This is a genomic window from Dokdonia pacifica (assembly GCF_900188275.1).
Lineage (GTDB): Bacteria > Bacteroidota > Bacteroidia > Flavobacteriales > Flavobacteriaceae > Dokdonia > Dokdonia pacifica.
This window is the reverse complement of sequence record NZ_FZNY01000002.1, coordinates 446,153-467,370: the sequence shown is the minus strand read 5'-3', so window position 1 is coordinate 467,370 and position 21,218 is coordinate 446,153. Positions and strand designations below refer to the sequence as shown.

22 protein-coding genes are annotated in these 21,218 nt (G+C 33.0%); 5 read left to right on the top strand and 17 right to left on the bottom strand.

Annotation, left to right across the window (positions count from 1 at the left end):
* Positions 1-1,299 (top strand): amidohydrolase family protein, encoded by a 1,299-nt coding sequence (locus tag CHB80_RS09290; protein ID WP_089371166.1) that lies wholly within the window; start codon positions 1-3, stop codon positions 1,297-1,299.
* 156 nt (positions 1,300-1,455) lie between these two features.
* Positions 1,456-2,967, top strand: a complete 1,512-nt coding sequence (gene hutH / locus CHB80_RS09285; RefSeq protein ID WP_089371165.1) for a histidine ammonia-lyase — start codon at positions 1,456-1,458, stop codon at positions 2,965-2,967.
* On the opposite strand, the gene CHB80_RS09280 is transcribed toward hutH, so the two are convergent.
* The 4 genes from CHB80_RS09280 to CHB80_RS09265 form a co-directional block, all read right to left on the bottom strand.
* On the bottom strand, positions 2,960-3,331 hold the full coding sequence (locus tag CHB80_RS09280) for a DUF7793 family protein (protein ID WP_089371164.1): 372 nt from the start codon (positions 3,329-3,331) through the stop codon (positions 2,960-2,962). The two genes, hutH and CHB80_RS09280, sit on opposite strands and share 8 nt — an antisense overlap.
* A gap of 170 nt (positions 3,332-3,501) precedes the next feature.
* Positions 3,502-3,882, bottom strand: coding sequence for a hypothetical protein (locus tag CHB80_RS09275; protein WP_143337086.1), 381 nt, complete (start codon positions 3,880-3,882; stop codon positions 3,502-3,504).
* A 75-nt stretch (positions 3,883-3,957) separates the two neighbouring features.
* Complete coding sequence (locus CHB80_RS09270; protein WP_089371162.1) at positions 3,958-4,353, bottom strand: PLDc N-terminal domain-containing protein; 396 nt, start codon at positions 4,351-4,353, stop codon at positions 3,958-3,960.
* Position 4,354: 1 nt separating this feature from the next.
* Positions 4,355-6,904: an ATP-dependent Clp protease ATP-binding subunit gene (locus tag CHB80_RS09265; RefSeq protein WP_089371161.1), complete on the bottom strand. Its 2,550-nt coding sequence runs from the start codon at positions 6,902-6,904 to the stop codon at positions 4,355-4,357.
* Positions 6,905-7,160: 256 nt separating this feature from the next.
* Here CHB80_RS09265 and gyrA point away from each other — a divergent pair, with 256 nt between their 5' ends.
* Entirely contained in the window at positions 7,161-9,707 is a 2,547-nt protein-coding gene (gene gyrA / locus CHB80_RS09260) for a DNA gyrase subunit A (RefSeq protein ID WP_089371160.1), read from the top strand.
* A gap of 60 nt (positions 9,708-9,767) precedes the next feature.
* Positions 9,768-11,042 carry a tetratricopeptide repeat protein gene (locus CHB80_RS09255; RefSeq protein WP_089371159.1) on the top strand — a complete coding sequence of 425 codons (1,275 nt, stop codon included), beginning with the start codon at positions 9,768-9,770 and terminating at the stop codon, positions 11,040-11,042.
* A gap of 59 nt (positions 11,043-11,101) precedes the next feature.
* On the opposite strand, the gene CHB80_RS09250 is transcribed toward CHB80_RS09255, so the two are convergent.
* From CHB80_RS09250 to CHB80_RS09205, 10 genes are all read right to left on the bottom strand, one after another.
* Entirely contained in the window at positions 11,102-11,908 is an 807-nt protein-coding gene (locus CHB80_RS09250) for a M23 family metallopeptidase (RefSeq protein WP_089371158.1), read from the bottom strand.
* A 7-nt stretch (positions 11,909-11,915) separates the two neighbouring features.
* Entirely contained in the window at positions 11,916-12,464 is a 549-nt protein-coding gene (locus CHB80_RS09245; RefSeq protein ID WP_089371157.1) for a DUF1697 domain-containing protein, read from the bottom strand.
* Between the two features lie 33 nt (positions 12,465-12,497).
* Positions 12,498-13,082 carry a CHAP domain-containing protein gene (locus CHB80_RS09240; protein ID WP_089371156.1) on the bottom strand — a complete coding sequence of 195 codons (585 nt, stop codon included), beginning with the start codon at positions 13,080-13,082 and terminating at the stop codon, positions 12,498-12,500.
* A gap of 38 nt (positions 13,083-13,120) precedes the next feature.
* Complete coding sequence (locus tag CHB80_RS09235) at positions 13,121-13,768, bottom strand: HAD family hydrolase (protein WP_089371155.1); 648 nt, start codon at positions 13,766-13,768, stop codon at positions 13,121-13,123.
* A gap of 81 nt (positions 13,769-13,849) precedes the next feature.
* A complete protein-coding gene (locus CHB80_RS09230; protein ID WP_089371154.1) occupies positions 13,850-14,356 on the bottom strand; it encodes an HD domain-containing protein in 507 nt (168 codons plus the stop codon).
* A 142-nt stretch (positions 14,357-14,498) separates the two neighbouring features.
* On the bottom strand, positions 14,499-14,999 hold the full coding sequence (locus CHB80_RS09225) for a DinB family protein (protein WP_089371153.1): 501 nt from the start codon (positions 14,997-14,999) through the stop codon (positions 14,499-14,501).
* A gap of 55 nt (positions 15,000-15,054) precedes the next feature.
* Positions 15,055-15,537: a DUF7000 family protein gene (locus tag CHB80_RS09220; RefSeq protein ID WP_089371152.1), complete on the bottom strand. Its 483-nt coding sequence runs from the start codon at positions 15,535-15,537 to the stop codon at positions 15,055-15,057.
* Positions 15,538-15,603: 66 nt separating this feature from the next.
* Positions 15,604-16,146 (bottom strand): DUF4287 domain-containing protein, encoded by a 543-nt coding sequence (locus CHB80_RS09215; protein ID WP_089371151.1) that lies wholly within the window; start codon positions 16,144-16,146, stop codon positions 15,604-15,606.
* A 3-nt stretch (positions 16,147-16,149) separates the two neighbouring features.
* On the bottom strand, positions 16,150-16,728 hold the full coding sequence (locus CHB80_RS09210) for an SRPBCC domain-containing protein (protein WP_089371150.1): 579 nt from the start codon (positions 16,726-16,728) through the stop codon (positions 16,150-16,152).
* A 59-nt stretch (positions 16,729-16,787) separates the two neighbouring features.
* On the bottom strand, positions 16,788-17,618 hold the full coding sequence (locus CHB80_RS09205) for a helix-turn-helix domain-containing protein (protein WP_229746852.1): 831 nt from the start codon (positions 17,616-17,618) through the stop codon (positions 16,788-16,790).
* A 108-nt stretch (positions 17,619-17,726) separates the two neighbouring features.
* Here CHB80_RS09205 and CHB80_RS09200 point away from each other — a divergent pair, with 108 nt between their 5' ends.
* Complete coding sequence (locus CHB80_RS09200) at positions 17,727-17,924, top strand: AraC family transcriptional regulator (RefSeq protein WP_089371149.1); 198 nt, start codon at positions 17,727-17,729, stop codon at positions 17,922-17,924.
* Positions 17,925-18,059: 135 nt separating this feature from the next.
* Here the strand turns inward: CHB80_RS09200 and CHB80_RS09195 are convergent, their stop codons facing one another.
* From CHB80_RS09195 to CHB80_RS09185, 3 genes are all read right to left on the bottom strand, one after another.
* Positions 18,060-18,968, bottom strand: coding sequence for a hypothetical protein (locus CHB80_RS09195; RefSeq protein WP_229746853.1), 909 nt, complete (start codon positions 18,966-18,968; stop codon positions 18,060-18,062).
* Positions 18,969-19,255: 287 nt separating this feature from the next.
* Entirely contained in the window at positions 19,256-20,005 is a 750-nt protein-coding gene (locus tag CHB80_RS09190; RefSeq protein ID WP_089371147.1) for a C40 family peptidase, read from the bottom strand.
* A gap of 18 nt (positions 20,006-20,023) precedes the next feature.
* Positions 20,024-21,202, bottom strand: a complete 1,179-nt coding sequence (locus tag CHB80_RS09185) for an acetyl-CoA C-acyltransferase (protein WP_089371146.1) — start codon at positions 21,200-21,202, stop codon at positions 20,024-20,026.
* Between the last annotated feature and the right edge of the window lie 16 nt (positions 21,203-21,218).

The window sequence follows — 21,218 nt, the reverse complement described above, 5'->3', positions numbered from 1 at the left end:
ATGAGAGCACTAACAAAATATATAACGATAGCGTTCGTATTGATCGCTTCGGTAGTAATAGGACAACAAACTCCAGCGCCTGCTCAAACAGAAGTATATACTATTGTAGGAGCTACAGCGCATATAGGAAATGGGACTGTGATCGATAATGCCATCTTGATCATTGAAAATGGTAAAATTACTGTATGTGCAGATGCCGCAACTACTAAGATAGGACAACGTGGTACTGTAATCAATGCACAAGGAAAACATGTGTACCCAGGATTTATAGCAACCAATACTACATTGGGACTCGTAGAAGTAGGCGCTGTACGCCCTTCTAATGACGATGATGAAATTGGAAATATGATTCCGCATGTACGTTCTTTAATAGCGTATAATGCAGAATCTAAAGTGGTAGAAAGTATGCGACCTAATGGGGTGCTGATGGCACAAATACGTCCATTAGGTGGTCGAATTTCAGGAACTTCTTCTGTGGTACAATTAGATGCATGGAATTGGGAAGATGCAGCTGTAAAAGCAGATGATGGTATTTATGTAAACTGGCCATCTAGTATGACTAGAGGAAGATGGTGGTTAGGCGAAGATCCTGGATTTAAAGCAAACAAAAACTATCCAAAAGATATCGACGAACTAAAAACCTTTATGAATAATGCAAAAGCATACGCAAAAGGAACTAGTGATGTAAACCTTCCTTTTGAAGCGATGAAAGGTGTTTTTGATGGGAGTCAACGCTTATTTATAAGTGCTAATGATGAACGTCAAATACGGGATGTCATCGCCTTTAAAAACGAAATGAATATTGAACATGTTATTCTTGTGGGAGGTTACCAGTCTTACAAAGTAGCTGCCGAGCTAAAGGCAAACAATATTTCTGTGGTTTTACAAAGAGTACAGGACTTACCAGCTATGGATGATCATGATTATGACTTACCTTATAAACTTCCTAAATTACTAACAGATGCAGGCGTACTTGTAACGTTAGGATATGATGGAGAATACTGGCAAGTGCGTAACCTTCCATTTTATGCAGGACAAGTAACGCAGTTTGGAATGAGTGACGCAGATGCATTACAACTCATTACAGAGAATGCTGCAAAGATACTAGGAGTAGAGACTACTGCTGGAACACTAGAAGTAGGTAAAGATGCCACACTGTTTATAAGTGAAGGAAATGCACTAGATATGAGAGGAAACCAAGTGTCAAGAGCATTTATTCAAGGTAGAGATATAAGTTTAGAAACACATCAAACAAGGCTTTGGAAGCGTTATGCTAAAAAAGTAGAAATCAAGAAATAACAGCTACATAATAGCTTAATTTTAAGAGCGATTACTACAACGTAATCGCTTTTTTTATATAGCTGTATATGAGTGTGTTACATAACTTTGTTTAACGACTAGTAATTGCTATTTATTTTTACGTAATTGCAATGCTTTTAAAACCTAATCTTTTTTATGCGAGATACTCATTACATAAGTAGTGCAATCCTAGATCTGGCTACAATTTCTACGATTCTACAAGAAAACAAACTCCTTGCGTTAAGCGAAGAAAGTCGTCATAATATTAATGCATCTAGAGCTTATTTAGATAAGAAGATAGAAGGAAACTCTAAACCCTTTTATGGTATTAATACGGGTTTTGGTAGTTTATGTAATGTTGCTATAAAAAATGAACACCTTACGCAGTTACAAGAAAATTTAATGCGTTCGCATGCATGTGGAACTGGTGACTATGTACCTAAGTCTATTGTAAAGTTGATGATTTTATTAAAAGTACAATCATTAAGTTACGGTCATAGTGGCGTGCACATAGATACGGTAGAGCGTCTTATTGATTTTTATAATCTAGATATTCTTCCTGTGATTTATACACAAGGGTCATTAGGAGCTAGTGGAGACCTTGCTCCCTTAGCACATTTATCCTTACCGTTAATTGGAGAAGGAATGGTATGGGAGGGCGATGAGCCCGCTTTCGCGAAAGCGGTATTAGAAAGACATCAATTAAGTCCTATAAAGTTAAAATCTAAAGAAGGTTTAGCTCTACTAAACGGGACTCAGTTTATGGTAGCTTATGGATTAGATGCACTTTTGAAATGCCATAAACTGTCATATCTGGCAGATATGATTGGAGCCATCTCTATAGATGCTTTTAATTGTAACCTCTCTCCATTTGATCCTTTGGTACATTATGTACGACCACATAGAGGGCAAATTAAGACTGCCGAGCGTGTACAAGAATTCCTAGCCGATAGTGAGATTGCAAAAACAGAAAAAGAAAACGTACAAGACCCATATTCATTTAGATGTATTCCTCAGGTACATGGAGCTACTAAAGATGCCATTTTATATGCATCTAATACATTTAAAACAGAAATGAATAGTGTTACTGATAACCCTAATATTTTTGCTGTAGAAGACAAAATTATAAGTGGTGGTAACTTTCATGGACAACCTTTGGCACTAGCGTTAGATTTTCTAGCGATTGCTATGTCAGAAATAGGAAGCATCAGTGAACGAAGAACTTACCAGCTTATTAGTGGTCTTCGTGATTTACCTCCTTTCTTAGTTGATAATCCAGGACTTCATAGCGGAATGATGATTCCTCAATATACTGCTGCTAGTATTGTGAGTCAAAATAAACAATTGGCAACACCAGCAAGTGTAGATTCTATTGTTTCATCAAATGGCCAAGAAGATCACGTAAGTATGGGAGCAAATGCAGCAACAAAGCTCTACAAAGTAGTAGAAAATATAGAAACAATTCTAGCTATAGAATTACTTAATGCATCACAAGCACTACATTTTAGAGCACCTTCAAAGACCTCTCCTTTTCTAGAATCAATGATTAATGCATATAGAACAGAAGTTCCTTTTGCAACAAAAGATAGGGTGTTCTCTACAGATATTCATAAAACAAAGGAATTTATGAATTCTATTCAAGTAGATACTGAAGTGTTATTCAGTTAGATAAAGTTTCGTTCATCCATGCAATTGCTTGCTCTAAAGTGCTAAAAACTTCAAAAGGGTGCTCAAAGAATTGACGTTCTATATTAGCATTTCCTTTGTTTATAGGATCTGAAGATACTACTGCAATTGCTCGTATGTTGGAGTTTTTTGCGGTATCAATATATACTGTTGGATTTACTGAATAGGAATGTATTCTGTTTGAAATATAACCGTAGGTTTTTCCTTTAAAATGGTCTTTACAAAATTTTAGAAACTCAGTGTTATAGTTGATGTCAAAAGTAATGCCTTCTTTCATTTCGGCAATCACAATATCATCTTGTATTTTGACTTTTCCAAAGTCAAAATCGGTTTCGATAGTATTCAAATTTGTTATTCGTTAGGGGGGTTAACAACTTAATTTATCGCTAATCTCGTGTAAAATAAATTAAAAATCAAATCAATTTTTCAGAAGATTAGTAATCAATTACATATCATTATTTTTTAGCTAATGGTTGTTAGTTTTTGTATGTAATGTGCTTAAATAACTATGAAATTTTAAGCAGATTTTACTTTATTGAAAATTTCATTAACACAGGAAATTGCCTCATCAAGACTTTCTACTACGAGTAAGTTTTTTTCAGAAAATCGTTTTTCAAATTCAACAATATTTAGTTTTGCTTTATCATCAGTAATAATGATAAAAGTTTTTAAATTCTTAATATTATTGATACTATGATGAACTAGAGGATCAAATGAATATGAATTTTTACGAAAGGAGATGTATACAAAAGGTTGATAATTGATATGTTTATTTATGAGTTTTTCAAGAGATTCTACATGATCTATTTCCAGATGAACACCTTCTTTGATCTGGTTGATTACATAATTCTCATAAATAGACATTGTACATATGTCTAAGTCGTACTGTTTCAACATAAGAGGGGGACTTATATTTCTATGATGCAAAGATGCAAAAAAATAAATTATTGAATTTAAAAACGGATAACTATTTTACCCTTCTTCAGATGGTGTTAATGCTTCTTTAGGATCTGGAAGTATCTCCATAAAATAGTATACAATACCACCAATACCGTTTGCGAGTATAATAATCAAAATCCATATTAACTGCCCGTTATTTTGACTTTTAAGTTTTTGGTTTTTGCTTACATGTATGAGATGCATAATAAGTGCCGTAAGTCCAAAAATGAGCATTAATATCATAAATATCATTGCAAGTCCAAAGCCTGCAAAAAAGGTGTCGGGAGGCACATCAGATTCAAAATCAGATGGGTGGCTAAAAGCACCAAAAAATATGGAAACGAATGAAATAATATATCCTATAAAACAAAGAATAGGCATAAACGTTAGTATGCCTATTCCTATTTTTTGTGCTTTTGATAGCTTCATGTTATGATTCTGTGGCTGTAGCCTTTTTTATAGAAATAGTAAGCTCTTCAGTTTTCTTATCTAAATCCATAGTGATACTATCACCTTCTTCTAGTTTTGAAGTGATGATCTCTTCTGCTAGTGCATCTTCAATATATTTTTGAATTGCTCTTTTAAGAGGTCTCGCTCCATAGTCTTTATCAAATCCTTTGTCACTAATATAATCTTTAGCAGCATCGGTTAAGGTAAGATCATATCCAAGATCTTTAATACGTATAAATAGTTTAGCAAGTTCAATATCTATAATCTTATGAATATGTTCTCTTTCTAATGCATTAAAGACAACTACATCATCAACACGATTTAAGAACTCAGGTGCAAATGCTTTTTTAAGTGCATTTTGGATAACACTTTTTGCATTTTCGTCTGCTTGATTTTTACGAGTAGATGTTCCAAATCCAACACCTTGACCAAAGTCTTTGAGCTTACGAGCTCCAATATTTGAGGTCATAATAATGATGGTATTTCTAAAATCAATTTTACGTCCTAACGAGTCAGTTAAGTATCCATCATCAAGTACTTGAAGTAGCATATTAAACACATCTGGATGTGCTTTTTCAATTTCATCTAGTAATACTACTGCATATGGCTTTCTGCGTACTTTTTCTGTAAGTTGTCCGCCTTCTTCATAACCTACGTATCCTGGAGGTGCTCCAACTAATCTTGAGATGGCAAATTTCTCCATATACTCACTCATATCAATACGAATAAGAGAATCTTCATTGTCAAATAATTCTTTTGCAAGAACTTTTGCAAGTTGTGTTTTTCCAACTCCCGTCTGACCTAAGAATATAAATGAACCAATAGGTTTATTAGGATCTTTTAATCCAGCGCGATTACGTTGTATTGCTTTGGCAACTTTAGCAACAGCTTCATCTTGCCCTATAACATTACTTTTAATTGTATCAGGGAGATCTGCTAGTTTATTACTTTCTGTTTGCGCAATACGATTTACAGGAATTCCTGTCATCATACTCACCACATCGGCAACATTAGATTCCGATACGGTTTCTTTATGAAGTTTTGATTCTTCCTCCCAACGTTCTTGTGCTACAGAAAGTTCTTTTTCAAGATTTTTCTCATCATCACGTAGTTTAGCAGCCTCTTCATACTTTTGCTTTTTTACAACCGTAGTCTTAAGCTCACGAACTTCTTCTAGTTTATTTTCTAATTCTAGAATCTTTTTAGGAACATCAATATTTGTAATGTGTACACGAGAACCCGCTTCATCTAATGCATCAATAGCTTTGTCTGGTAAAAATCGATCTGTCATATATCGATTAGTAAGTTTTACACAAGCTTCGATAGCATCGTCTGTATAGGTTACATTATGATGCTCTTCATACTTTTCTTTTATATTTTGAAGAATCTCTATCGTTTCTTCTACAGTAGTAGGCTCGACAATTACTTTTTGGAAACGACGCTCTAAAGCTCCGTCTTTTTCGATATGTTGTCTAAACTCATCTAAAGTTGTTGCACCCACACATTGTATTTCGCCTCGAGCGAGTGCAGGTTTAAACATATTGGAAGCATCTAATGACCCTGTTGCGCCACCAGCTCCTACAATGGTATGGATTTCATCTATAAAAAGAATAATATCATCATTCTTTTCAAGTTCATTCATAACCGCTTTCATACGCTCTTCAAACTGCCCTCTGTATTTTGTTCCTGCTACTAAACTAGCAAGATCAAGAGTCACTACTCTTTTGTCAAAAAGAATACGAGAAACTTTTCGTTGTACAATACGCAATGCAAGACCTTCTGCAATAGCAGATTTACCTACACCAGGCTCTCCAATAAGCAGTGGGTTATTTTTTTTACGTCTACTCAAAATTTGAGACACACGTTCTATTTCTTTAGTTCTCCCTACAACTGGATCTAGTTTTCCTTCTTCTGCCATAGCAGTAAGATCTCTTCCAAAATTATCTAGAACAGGAGTTTTACTTTTCTTAGTTCCTTTTGAAGCAGCTGCATTTCCAAAAGGGTTTTCTTTTTCTCCTTCATTACTAGATTCTTGTTCATCACTAAATTCAGATTTTATAGGCTCTATATAATCTTCCTCTTCGTTTGCCATCATAAGTTTAAATTGGTCTTTTACGTTATCATAATCTACCTTAAGTCTATTTAATAACTTTGTTGTAGGATCGTTTTCGTTTCTTAGTATACACAATAATAAATGTGCCGTATTAATAGAAGAGCTTTGAAACAATTTTGCTTCTAAAAATGTAGTTTTTAAAGCACGCTCAGCCTGTCTTGTTAAGTGTAAATTCTTTTTATCGTTACCCTGTAAACCACTATTTGGATTTGCAGGACTTAAGATTTCTACTTTACGACGCAGGTGTTCTAAATCTATATTTAAAGCACTTAATATATTAATAGCCTTGCCACTACCATCTCTTAGTAGTCCAAGTAATAAATGTTCTGTTCCTATAAAGTCGTGGCCTAGTCGTAAAGCTTCCTCTTTACTATATGCAATCACGTCTTTTACTCTAGGTGAAAAATTATCATCCATAATTTATATCTCCTTTTCGTTCATTGTAAATTTAAGCATTCTGTTTCAAAAATCATTCCGCTTAAGATACTTAGTAGCTAATAGACAAAATAACTGACAGTTTGCCAAGCGTATTGTGTGGTAGTTATTAAAAATTGGCTGTTAAATATTGTTAATAAAAAATACGCTTTCGCGAAAGCGTATACCCATAAAAACCTTTTAAAATAGGTATATTGCTAGCTAGTAAAATTGACATAAAAATTTAATCAATCTATATATGGCAGGAGGAGAAAAATTGATCCCAATTAATATTGAAGATGAAATGAAGTCAGCGTACATCGATTATTCGATGTCGGTCATTGTGTCACGTGCATTACCCGATGTACGAGACGGTCTAAAACCTGTACACCGTAGAGTTCTCTATGGAATGCATGAATTAGGTATTCGTGCAAGTGGTGCTCATAAAAAATCTGCAAGAATTGTAGGGGAAGTATTAGGAAAGTATCACCCACATGGAGATACTTCTGTATACGATGCCATGGTTCGTATGGCTCAAGAATGGAGTTTGCGATACATGCTTATTGATGGCCAAGGGAATTTTGGCTCTGTAGATGGTGATAGTCCAGCGGCAATGCGTTATACAGAAGCACGTATGCGTAAGATATCGGAAGATATGCTAGCAGATATTGATAAAGATACGGTAGATCATCAGCTTAACTTTGATGATACGCTACAAGAACCAAAAGTACTACCTACTAGAGTTCCTGGTCTTCTTATTAATGGTGCCTCTGGTATTGCAGTAGGTATGGCAACAAATATGCCTCCACACAACTTAACAGAAGTTGTTAATGGAACTGTAGCCTATATTGATAATAACGATATAGATATAGATGAGCTGATGCAACATGTAAAAGCTCCAGATTTTCCTACAGGAGGGACTATATATGGGTATGATGGCGTACGAGAAGCTTTTAAAACTGGGCGTGGACGTATTGTAATGCGTGGTAAAGCTACGATCGAAGAAGTAAAAGGTCGTGAGTGTATTATCGTTACAGAAATACCATATCAGGTTAATAAAGCTGATATGATTAAGAAAACCGCAGATATGATCAACGATAAAAAAATCGATGGTATTTCTGCGATACGTGATGAATCCGATAGAAATGGAATGCGTATTGTGTACGTATTAAAAAGAGACGGTATTCCAAATATTGTTTTAAACAAACTATATAAGTATACAGCTTTACAATCTTCTTTTAGTGTAAATAATATTGCACTTGTAAATGGAAGGCCAGAAATGCTTAACCTTAAGGATATGATCCACCATTTTGTGGAGCATCGTCATGAGGTTGTTGTACGTAGAACAAAGTACGAGCTTAAGAAGGCAGAAGATAGAGCACATATCCTTGAAGGGTTAATTATTGCATCAGATAATATTGATGAAGTAATTGCGATCATACGTGCAAGTTCAAATGCAGATGAAGCAAGAGCAAATCTTATAGAACGGTTTAAGCTTTCTGAAATACAAGCAAAAGCGATTGTTGAAATGCGACTTCGCCAATTAACAGGTCTGGAACAAGACAAGTTAAGAGCAGAGTATGAAGAAATTATGAAAACAATAGAAGATCTTAAAGACATTCTTGCCAATAAGGATCGTCGTATGAGTATCATTAAAGAAGAGCTTCTAGAGGTACAAAGTAAATATGGTGATGAGCGTCGCTCTGTAATAGAATATGCAGGAGGTGATGTAAGTATTACAGATTTAATTCCTGATGAAAAGGTGGTCATCACGATTTCTCATGCAGGATATATCAAACGTACATCTCTTACAGAATATAAAACTCAAAACAGGGGAGGTGTTGGACAAAAAGCATCTACTACTCGTAATGAGGATTTCTTAGAGCATCTTTTTGTAGGAACAAACCATCAATATATGTTGTTCTTTACTCAAAAAGGGAAATGTTTCTGGATGCGTGTTTTTGAAATACCAGAAGGAAGCAAAACTTCTAAAGGACGTGCTATACAAAACCTTATTAATATAGAACAGGATGATAAAGTAAAAGCGTTTGTAACTACAAATGATTTGAAAGATGAAGAGTACGTGAATAGTAATTACATTATCATGGCTACTAAAAAAGGTCAAGTAAAGAAAACGTCACTAGAGCAGTATTCTCGTCCTAGAACTAATGGTATTAATGCTATTACTATTAAAGAAGGGGACGAATTACTATCTGCAAAGCTTACTAATGGAGAAAGTCAAGTGATGCTTGCAGTAAAATCTGGTAAGGCAATTCGCTTTGAAGAAAGTAAGACTAGGCCTATGGGTAGAGGTGCTTCTGGTGTTCGTGGCATAACTCTTGCAAGTGAGAATGATGAAGTTGTAGGAATGGTTTCTGTAAATGATGTAGAAAGTAATATTCTTGTAGTTTCAGAAAAAGGATATGGTAAACGTAGTAGTCTAGAAGATTACCGAATTACAAATCGTGGAGGAAAAGGAGTAAAGACCATTTCTGTTACAGATAAGACAGGAGAGTTAGTTGCTATTAAAAATGTAACTGATGAAGATGATCTTATGATTATTAATAAATCTGGTATCGCGATTCGTATGGAAGTTGCATCTTTACGAGTAATGGGTAGAGCAACACAAGGTGTGAAACTCATTAATTTAAAAGGTAATGACTCTATTGCGGCTGTAGCTAAAGTAAAACACGATGAAGACGAAATAGATGAAGATGATTTAGAAGGTACTCCTGAAGCTACACAAGCAACAGAAGGACAAACTGATTCAACTCCAAACACAAATACTTCTGAAGAAGAAGAATAAATAATGGGGTTGAACAAATTTTAATTAATTTTGTAACCCCTTAATATTAAATAATAGATAATGAAAACTAAATTTTTATTTGTAATAGCCCTAGCTTTTGGTGTTTCAGCATTTGCTCAAAAGAAAGAGGTAAAAGCCATTCAAAAAGCTATTAAAGGCGGAAGCTATGGCGAAGCAAAAAATCTTGTTGGAGCAGCAGAAGCACTAATAGGATCTATGGACGATAAAACGAAGCAAAGCTTTCTACTCGCAAAAGCACAAGCATACTTAGGTGTTGATAATAAAAACGCCGCAGATCTTAAAGTGGCAGCAGCAACATATAATGAGTTGAAGGATACTAAATATAATGCCGAAGCTGAGGCAGGTATCTCTAATGTAGTTGTAGCAATGGTAAATTCTGCTATTGAAGATCAAAATACACAAAACTATACAAGTGCATCTACAAAGCTTGCAGATGCATATACCTATAGTAAAAAAGATACTATATATTTATATTATGCAGCCTCTAATTCTGTAAATGGGAAAGATTATGATAGTGCTTTAAAATATTATAATCAATTAACCGAACTTAAATTTTCAGGGATAGAAACTCTTTATTACGCTACATCTGTAGAGACAAATGAAGAAGAGAGTATTCCATCAAAACAAGAAAGAGATCTTTTAGTTTTAGGGAAAACGCATATCAATCCTACAGAGAAGAAAAGTGAATCTAAGCGTGGTGAGATTGCAAAGAATATTGCATTAATTTATATGTCTCAAGGTAAAAATGAACAAGCATTAGAAGCTATGACTTCTGCACGTGCCGAAAATCCTGACGACCTTTTATTAATACGTTCTGAAGCTAATATATACTTAGAAATGAATCAAATGGATAAGTATAAAGAAACTATTAAGGAAGTAATTGAAAAAGATCCTAATAATCCAGAACTTTATTATAATCTTGGAGTAGGAGAGGACAAGCTAGGAAATAGTGAAGAAGCTAGAAAGTATTATGAAAAGGCAATCTCTTTAAATCAAGAATATTCTGCAGCTTATAATAATATAGGGGCGCTTATTTTAGAGGACGAGAGAGCAATTGTAGATGAAATGAATAGTCTGGGAACTTCTAATGCTGATTATGCAAAATATGACAAGCTAAAAGAAAAGCGCCAGAATGTATATAGAGATGCTGCTCCTTACTTAGAAAAGGCGTTACAATATCGTTCTGACGATAAAGGAACTGCACGTTCATTAGAGTTAGCTCGTACACTATATGGTATTTATCAACAATTAGGGGAGACTTCTAAGGCTGATACTATGAAAGCAAAAATTGAAATATTAGAAGAAGGAAACTAATATTTTATTTTTCTAAATAATCTTTAAAACCAGCAATTTATTGCTGGTTTTTTTATGCCTTATTTTTTATAGCTATTCTTTTCTTTAAGAAATACAGTCTCAGTATTGTCATTGATTTTGAATTTGGTTTGTATCGTTTCTCTTTTTCGCATTTTTTGTAAAAAGACTTCTAAGTGAAGATGTGGTCCAGTACTCCAACCAGTATTTCCGCTATAGCCTATCAATTGTCCTTGTTTAATGATATCACCTAAAGCAACAGTGACTCCATTTTGTTTTAGATGGGTATACTCTGCAAAAGTTCCATCAGAATGATAAATGATGATATGATTATTATATTTTTTACATTCTTTAGTTCCACAATTTTGGTGATGTTGCGTTACAATTTTAATGACAACACCGTTCCTTACCGCATGGATAGCCGAACCTATTGACATATCAAAATCTAATGCATTTTTGTTATAGTGAGAAAAGGTGCCATTATATCCTTGGTGTACTTTAAAAGACTGTCCTTTTGCATAAGGAAGGTCATAGGCATAATCATGATCGTATGTATTTTTAGTAGCATCTCCATAATTTGTCCATGATGTATATGACAATTTATATCCTTTATTTTTTTGAGTAACGGTTAGTTGTGTTACTAATTGCTTTTTTTGACGAGGTTGAATGACATATAAGTTGTTGTTTGGATCTTTTAAGCTAAGATTTGTCACTGTGAATTCTAATTGAATAGTGACAGGACAATATTCATTATTATCTGCATAAATAGTATATCCATTATCATTCCTTTCATAATATACTTTTACATCATGCTTGGCATACATATTTATAGTCAAAAAAATGAGAAGTGTTGTTAATATTGTTTTCATATACAAACTATAACTTCTTTATAATACGTTCTATTGTTTTCCAATTACGAGTTGTCATATCTTTTCCATAGGTGTTTTCTAAAATTTTCATTGCTGTGGTCGTTTTAGAAATAGATAAGTCTAATACACTAAAAATAGTTGTATCTCTTTTTTCAATGATTTGATAGGCTTCATCTTCACTTATCCAAGGTAATCTTAGGTCTGTCATAACATCTTCTCTTAAAAAAGATATATATAGTCTTATTTCTTTTGTTATTTCTATACCTTTAAATGGATTGTTTTGATATACGTCTTGTATTTGAATAGCCTTTCTTACACTAGTAGGAACAGGGAAACCAAATTTATTTTTTAATGCTAAAGAAATATTTTCTTCTATACTTTTTGCATCTTGAGAAGAAGCATTAAAAATGACATTTCCTGAATTTAGTATCGTAATGACATTTAGAAAACCTAATTGTGTAAATAATACCTTAAGGTCTGCCATAGGAAGCTTATGATGCCCACCAACATTGATTCCTCTTAAAAATGCAACGTATGTATTTGTTTCTATGGCCATTGTTTATAGATAATTGAGATATAAAGATACTTTTCATTTTCGTAACCAACCTATGATACGATGATTATCAATATACCATTTATTATTACTATAGATCAGTTTGTAGGTTTCTCTTGAATTATTATACGGACCTGGATTTTGCTGTATTATTTCTATTTCATTTTCTAATACTTTTGTAACAATAGCAACATGACCAAACTTATTAAATATGTTACCTGAATAGATAACTAGGTCATTTACTTTAGGTTTTGAAACACTAAGGTTTGTGTACTGTAGTAAATTACGTTGTTTATTTATTTTACCATCCTTGACACTTGGATTAAAAAAATCTTTTGCATGTCCATAACTATCTGGCATTTTATGATTAAGATGTTCATAATAATAACGTTTTACAAACTCTACACATTGGTATTTAAGTCCTAGGTTGTATCCGTCATTTGTTAATTGACGACCATCTATATTTCCTACATTTCCATTATAATACACAGGAATATTATTAAAACTGTCTATTTCTTGTCCAATCTCATATGTTACATTTAGATGGCTATTTTTAAATATAAAAATACCACCTGCAAGCACTATTAGAATCCCAAATATGCGTAAAAACAGTTTTTTCAATTAGCGTATTGTTATTTGTGAATTGATATGGTGTTTATTTATACCATTACGATCTTCATTAGATTTTTAAAGTCATCAATAATATAATTTGGGTTTAGTTTTTCTAACATTCCTCTTGTGTTATTTCCGTAGGTAACACCGCAAGTATCTACATGAGCTCTTTGTCCCATTTCAATATCAAAAATAGTATCACCTATCACTAAACATTCATTGGGATGGTAGTTGTATGTAGTCATTATATAATTAACAATATCTGGAGAGGGTTTTTTGTTTACTGTATCTTCTTCTCCTCCTACAAAAGAAAAGATCTCATAGATATTTTGTTTTTGAAGTATTTTAATAAGCGCTTTTTTTCCTTTACTAGAGGCAACTGTTAAGTGTATACCTTTATGATGGAAGCATATTAAAGTATCTTTTACATTGTCAAAAAGCGAAATGGTATCTATAGCAATTTCATCATAATGTTTACGATACATTAAAGTTGCTTTTTGAATCATTGTTTCATCCAGATCAAAAGCTTTTTCAAATGTCGTTTTTAGAGGTAATCCTATCAAACTTTCTATTAGTGCTTCATCAATATCTTTGATATTTAAGCTATCAGCAACAAACGTCATAGTTTGTATAATACTTTCTTTAGTGTCGGCTATAGTTCCATCAAAATCCAATATAAGTGTCTTATACTTCATTTTATATCATTCTATTTGATATCTAATTTCTCTACAGAATCTTTATAAACATATCTTTGTATATAAATCAGTTATAAAAATTTAGTTCTTAGTAAAAACCTCATTTAAATACAGGGCTATTTCTTCACATTCTGGGACATAAATTTTCGAAACAAAATGCACATTTTCATCTTTATATTTTTGAAACATTCTAGAACCATTTTGTTTTGAATATTGGGCATTTGCAATTCGATCACAAAATTTGATAAAAGAAGCGTTTTTAGTAGCTTTAATTCCTTTATAATAGTTGTCATTTGCACGTTCAGCTCTAGTTCTTCCTTTTTCGTTAGTTAAAGCATAGGCGAGTTCAGCAATTGTTTCATTAGTGGCATTTTTAACATCATTATATGTTTCTCTAGCATCTTCTATGATATCGTGAACCCAACATGCAGCAAGTACATCTTCTTGTTCTTTCTCGTCAATTAAGTGGATAAACTTTTTAGCAACTTGATAAACCATATTTAAATGATATTCATAATCATGATGATCATATTTATGATTAACACTTCTGTGCTTTTCTTCGGCATATCGCTTTACTTTTTCTAACATATCTTTTATGGATCAAGGTCTTATTGTAATTTTTGTATCATGCTCAATATTTTTTTGAATGCAGTAATACTGAGAAGAACTAAATTAGTGAAAGATTACGAATCTAAATAGATTTTAGAAATGATAAATCATAGGGAATATCCTATTGTTCTTCATCATTTTTATTTAAATATTTTATGATGATTCCAAGTTGTCCTAAATGATAAATATCGTGATGAAGCATTCCATTAATAACAAAACTATATGCATAGTTACCTTTAAAATCGGTGTCATAATATACTTCATTTAAAAAACTATCCTCTTTTGATTCTAATAAATCAATTAGCTCCAGTAGTGTTTTATCATATTCCGATTTGATTTTCTGCCAACCGATTAACTTCAATTTGTCATTTGGCAGCCAATTCTCCTCACAATCATCAGTCTTACTACCTTTTCCAATTTGGATTTTTAAAATTGTTTCTTTTCTCCATAAGGTTAAGTGAGAAATTATCTCCGCAATACTATGCAAACCAACTATGGGTCTTTCAAAAACTTTATTATGATCTATATTGTTTAATTTACTAGAAAATGTACTCCCGATCCATAAGCTACCATTTTGTACGTCTTGATATTGTTTGATTATATTTTTAATTAGATAGTTCATTCTTATTAGTTATCATTTTGTTGCGTATAGACTTTTCTATTTTTATTTAATCAATTTAATGTTTTAGATAGTCTACTATCTCCTCTGTAACTTGAAACATTTTAGTTTCTATTTGTTTAGAGAGTGCGTTCAGATTGTTAAAATCGGGATTTTCTAATATTATAGTTTCAAGAATTGAATATTGAGGCATTTCTGTTATGTCCTTATTCCATTTTGTAGATTTCATCAATTCCCAATATTTCTTTTGAACAGATTTTGTATTCCCCAAAAGCCAAATTTCAAATCTCATTTCCAAGTGATTTAATACAAGTCCAAATTTTAACTTTTTACTTTTTAAAAATTCGTTGGAATAATAGAAATACGTGTAGTCCATATATCCGTGAAGAATTCCGGCAAATGAGTATTGATCGGAAAACTTTTTAATACATTCCGATCTTAATTTCATAACAAATTTCACCAATTCATTATATGCAATTAATATATCCCCTTTTTTTAGCTGATCTTTATAAATCGAAACATATTTATTCAAATTTTCCATTTCTGTTTTTATAAAATTCTATAGTTCATGGTTTTCTCATCTTATAAACATGATTGTAGTCAGTACTTATTCAGCTTTTTGATAGGCCATTTTGAGCCATTCTTTTAATTCAGCATCTATTTGATTTATATCTGATAGGCGTACCCTATGTGTACACATTGTTCCAAAAGGTCCAGAATTTTCAAGACGTTCTGTAATAGGCTCATCTTTAAGTTTTAATCCCAAATCTATTCTCAATTTGGTTGCTGGTTTTATAACAGCAAATTTTCGTTTTCTATCTAAACTTACTTCAGTTTTCTTTGGTGTGACTCGTACGTCTTCACCAAAATCTTGGACAATAGAAATTAGAGCTTCATAGATTGAAAATAAATTTTCTTTGCCTTTGTATTGATTCTTAACCAGATCTAGCGATGTTGTTCCTTCTTCTTTAGATAAAGTAACAATAGTATTTGCAAAACCATGAGTTACGTTATGCTGTTTTTTAAGGTAATTAACAGCTTCAGAATGTTTAGTAAACGATTTAGTTTTTAGTAATGATTTCCATTCATCTAATGATTTACCAGTTTTTTCTGGCATATTGTTAATCATTGTTTGTAATGCTTTTTCCATATTTTAATAGTTTACGCTAGGTTTCCCTGTTTCTAGATAGGAGATGAGGTTATGATACGATTGTTCATTTCCTTGAATAAAAAACTTCATCAAAGATTTGTATTTTTCATTGTTCTTATATCCTATACCATAAGAGATAACTTTTGTTTTTGAAGGTGTAACTTTTTCAAAAAGAACCATATTAAATAAGTCTTTTTCATCTTCCTTCATAAATTCAGGAAAGTTTTTATTGAGTTCGGCTTGAAGCGTTAACATTCGTTTTGGGATATAATTTATCACGTGTAATGTAATGGTCGAATCATCTCCAATTTTACCATTCTTGTTATAATTTGTTTTTATAACTCCATTTATTTTAAAATCAATATCTGCAATGGAAGTAGCCCAACTTTCCCAACCTATTTTTGTAGTATAAGCGTTCCACACAGAATCTAATGCGACGTTGACTACAAATGATTGTTTTAAAACCATATTGTTAACGTGTGAAGAATCAACAACAGAAGTGACCCTATTTTCTTTCGTTGTTTGTGCAATTGATAAAAATGGAATACAAACAAATAAAATTTGAAATAGTATATTTTTCATATTGTTAGTATTTATAAACGGCAAAGTAAGAAGTTTGATATTGACTTAATAGTAAAAAATTAACCTTCGTTGTCTAACGGAAAGAAATTCGGTTCATTTTTATGGTGGTCTGCATTGATAAACTCTTGAGGGTTGAAGCCTGAAAATTCTTTAAATTCCTTTATAAAGTGCGATTGGTCAGCATATCCAAATTCATATGCAATGTCTGTCCATTTTAACTGCTGTTTATTATGAATCTGTTTAAGAATTTCATTAAATCTAAAAATCCTATGTAAGACTTTTGGAGTTAATCCAAAGTATTTTTTAAACTGATGTATAAGATGTTTTTGTGAGTTTGGGTATAAAGCAATGATTGCACTGCTATCTGAAATTGGTTTAGATTGTATTTCCTCAAGAATAGATTGAATTTCTTTTGGCGCTGCGTTATTTTCATTAAACTTATTTAAAAGCCAGTTTTCTGCAATTTTAAATTTTTCAGAAGTACGTTCAGTTTTTAAAATTTGATTTCTTACTTCTAGAATTCCATTTCCAAATAATTTTTCAGCAGAAATTACTTTATTGTTTAATTCGCTGATCGGAATGTCGAAAAAAGGACTTGCTCCATTGGTTTTAAATTGAATGATAAACATTTCGGAATCTTGATGAGCTGAAATAGAAATATATTTTTTGTGTATTCCAGAAACCCAAGTCTTAGAATAATTCCCATTAGGTTGTAGACTTTTGTTATCAAATGTATGTCTCTCTAATCCATCTAGTTCAAATATGATAAAGAGATGCCCTGTTGGTACAACACGTTCAATAGAATGCTCTGGTTTGAATCCTTTAAAATAAAAGATCGATTCAATATAATTGATTAATGGATTTTCTAATATGTGAGTCTCAAATATCAAGTGATTCTTTTTATTGGTAGAACGGTTTTATGTATAGTTAGTTACTTGTTCAAACAACTAATTTAGCAAACATTCACAAGCTTGAGATAATTTATTAGTAAGACTTTCTTGATAATTGTCCATGCTTTAGTAAAAAACATCCATTTCATAGTCATTTGTTTCATCTCAAAGCCTTCGAAACAAATTGCAACTAATCTTGGTTATGATGATGAATTTTATTTTAGCGGGTTTTTTAAAAAGAAAGTAGGTGTTTCTCCCGATAATTATAGAAAGACAGTAGATTTTGTTAAACTAGAAGAATTATGATTGTCTTGTTATCTTTCAGTTATTAAGCTCAGTTCTTTTTAAGGTAATAATCTCCATTCCAAGAACAACTACCATCTGTAATGATGACTTCGTTACTTTTAAATTTAACTATATACTGTCAGTTGTTATACGTAGTTATTTTTTTGTTTGTTTTAGAATCCAATCCATAAGTTCATCTTTTTGTATTGCATTCCAAGTTGATTGAGCACTCTTGTTGGTTGATGGATTGTCGTCGGGTTGTAGTACAATCAATTCGGTATTTTCATTTCCTGCTAAGTTCAATTCAGCTAAAAAACCAACGATATCTATCGAATTATTCTCGTATAAAGTTCTTAGTTGTTTTGTGAGCTTATATTTTATTGCAGGTTCTATATATGCTCTTATCCCATAATCTTTGTAAATCTTGATATTTTCATTCTTCTCATCTGAGTAACTATACGATGAGAAGTTGTGATAATTCTCTGGATTAGTTTTTGGTGTTCCTTCTAAGTACGTTTCCAGTAGATAGTTTATGAATGTTGGTTCCCAAAGATCAATTTGGTTAAGTCTTATATCACGTTTATGTTGATACCATTTTCTTGTAAAATCCATTGTAAAATTACAAGCGACAATACCTTTTATATTAAGTTGAAATTTGAAATCACTTTCTTTCATAAATTTTATATACCGCATTGCTCTATGTCCAACTAAACTAGCTCCTAAAAAGAAAATGTTCTCATTTGGTAAATTATGTTTCTCAAAGACTTCTTTAATTATAGTATGGGTAGAAATCATAGATGATTTAGAAAAGTAAAAATCAAGAGGAATCTCGGTTGAAACAGATAAAACCGCAAAACCATTTTCAGATGCTTGAGTGTACATTTGCTTTGAACTCCTGTTCTTTTCGTCATACTTTGAATCTTCGAGGAAAATAAGAACACCTTTTATTTCTTTATTTTCTGGAAGCATTAGCGTATAACCTTTTTGAATAAAAGGCAAAAAGTCAGTTTCTCCTATTCCAACTCTTAGGCTATCATTTTTTACGGGTTCGTAGTATTCAATCATTTTCTGTGAAAATGATTTCGCACTAAAAACTGTCAGGAAGAGTAAAAAAAATAGCTTACAGTGTACTTTCATTATCGTTAGTTTTTAATTACGCATAACATGTTTGTGTATGGTTAATTGCTCTACGACTAAAGATAGCAAAAGGGAACGAACCTGAAGGAGATTTAGAGAGTTTTCCTATGGATAGCAAAAAACTCGAACAATTAACTATACATGGTGTTGTATACGGGTTTTAGTTCCTAATATCTTTTCGCGAAAGCGGAAAAATGACGTTTATATGACGGGAATCAAACCACCTTCTTAATCACACGAAGTTTATGAGTGTGTTTCTTTTGGTGTACATTATAGATACCAGAATGATCTAAACGATCTATACGTACTTCGCCATGGGCATGAATGATATAATTGTCTTCCATGATTAAACCTACGTGTACAATCGCACCTTCATCATTATCGAAAAAGGCAAGATCTCCTGGTTCACTTTCTTCTATAAAACTAAGAGCTTCTCCTTGTGTTGCTTGCTCTGATGCATCTCTAAGTAATCGATGGCCATTTAAGCGATAGACCATTTGTGTAAATCCAGAACAGTCAATACCAAAAGGTGTGCGACCACCCCATAAATAAGGTGTATTTAAATATTGCAGTGCTGTTTCTATGAGAAGGCCTTTGTCTTTCTTTCCAGAAGTACTTGGTCCATCATAGGTGCTTTTTAAAAGCGAAAGTGTATGTACAGATGTTCCTAGCAGTACGGTTTGTAATTGCCCGTGTGCATCCGATACAAACTGTACAGGGTCAGAGATGAGTGAAGGGGTTTGTGCTTTCGCGAAAGCGTACTCCTCTTCACTGATCTCTTGATACTGTTTATTATCGATCCATCCTACATAATTGTCATGTGCCAAACGGATACGACTCCAAGATTTCCTTTTTTCAGGAACCTTAAAGACTTCTCCGTATAGAAGTTGATTTACGAGCTCACTACGATCAGAGGTTTCTAATCGCATAGGGACGCTACTTAAATGACATATGCCGTATTTCATATAGGAAGTGGAGTCGTACTATAGATTTTCTATTACGATGGCAGAAGCACCACCACCACCATTACATATCGCAGCAGCTCCTAGCTTTCCATTGTTTTGTTTTAATACATTGAGTAATGTAATTAAGATACGTACACCACTACACCCTAAAGGATGTCCTAAAGAGACGGCACCACCATTTACATTTACATTTTTATCGGTAAGTCCTAATATTTTCATATTAGCAAGACCTACTACAGAAAAGGCTTCATTAAACTCAAAGAAGTCTACATCATCTTGTGTAACTCCAGCTTTAGCTAGCGCTTTTGGTAAAGCTTTAGAAGGTGCTGTTGTAAACCATTCTGGCTCATGTGCAGCATCTGCAAATCCTTTAATTACACAAAGAGGAGCAAGGCCTAATTCTTTTGCTTTGTCTTCACTCATTAATACCACAGCACCTGCACCATCATTAATAGTAGATGCATTGGCAGCGGTTACTGTTCCATCTTTTGTAAAAGCAGGACGTAGGTTAGGAATCTTATCCATACGTACATTAGTGTACTCTTCATCCTTGCTTACAATCACATCATCTCCACGACGTTGTGGAACCGCAACAGGAACGACTTCATCATCAAATTTTCCAGCTTCCCAAGCAGCAGCACTACGTTCATAAGATTGGATTGCATAAGCATCTTGGTCTTCTCTTGAGAATTCATATTCGGTAGCACATTGGTCTGCACAAACACCCATTGCATTGCCATCATAGGCATCTACAAGGCCATCCTTTTGCATCCCATCTACCATGGTTTGTGGTCCAAATTTGTGTCCGTTACGTAAGTGTACATAATGTGGGATACGGCTCATATTTTCCATCCCACCAGCAATCACAATATCATTATCGCCCAGCATAATAGATTGTGCGCCTAACATCACAGCTTTCATTCCTGAAGCACATACTTTATTTATAGTGGTACACGGTACAGTGTCTGGAATACCCGCACCAATAGCAGCTTGTCTAGCAGGTGCTTGTCCTACACCAGCTTGTACTACATTTCCCATTAATACTTCGTTTACAGAAGCGGGATCTAGATTTATTTTATCCATTGCTCCTTTAATAGCAACAGTTCCTAACTTGCTGGCAGATACAGAAGAAAGGCTTCCTAAAAAGCTTCCTATTGGGGTACGTGCAGCAGCAACGATAACTACATTTTTACTCATACTAGGTTGTGTTTAT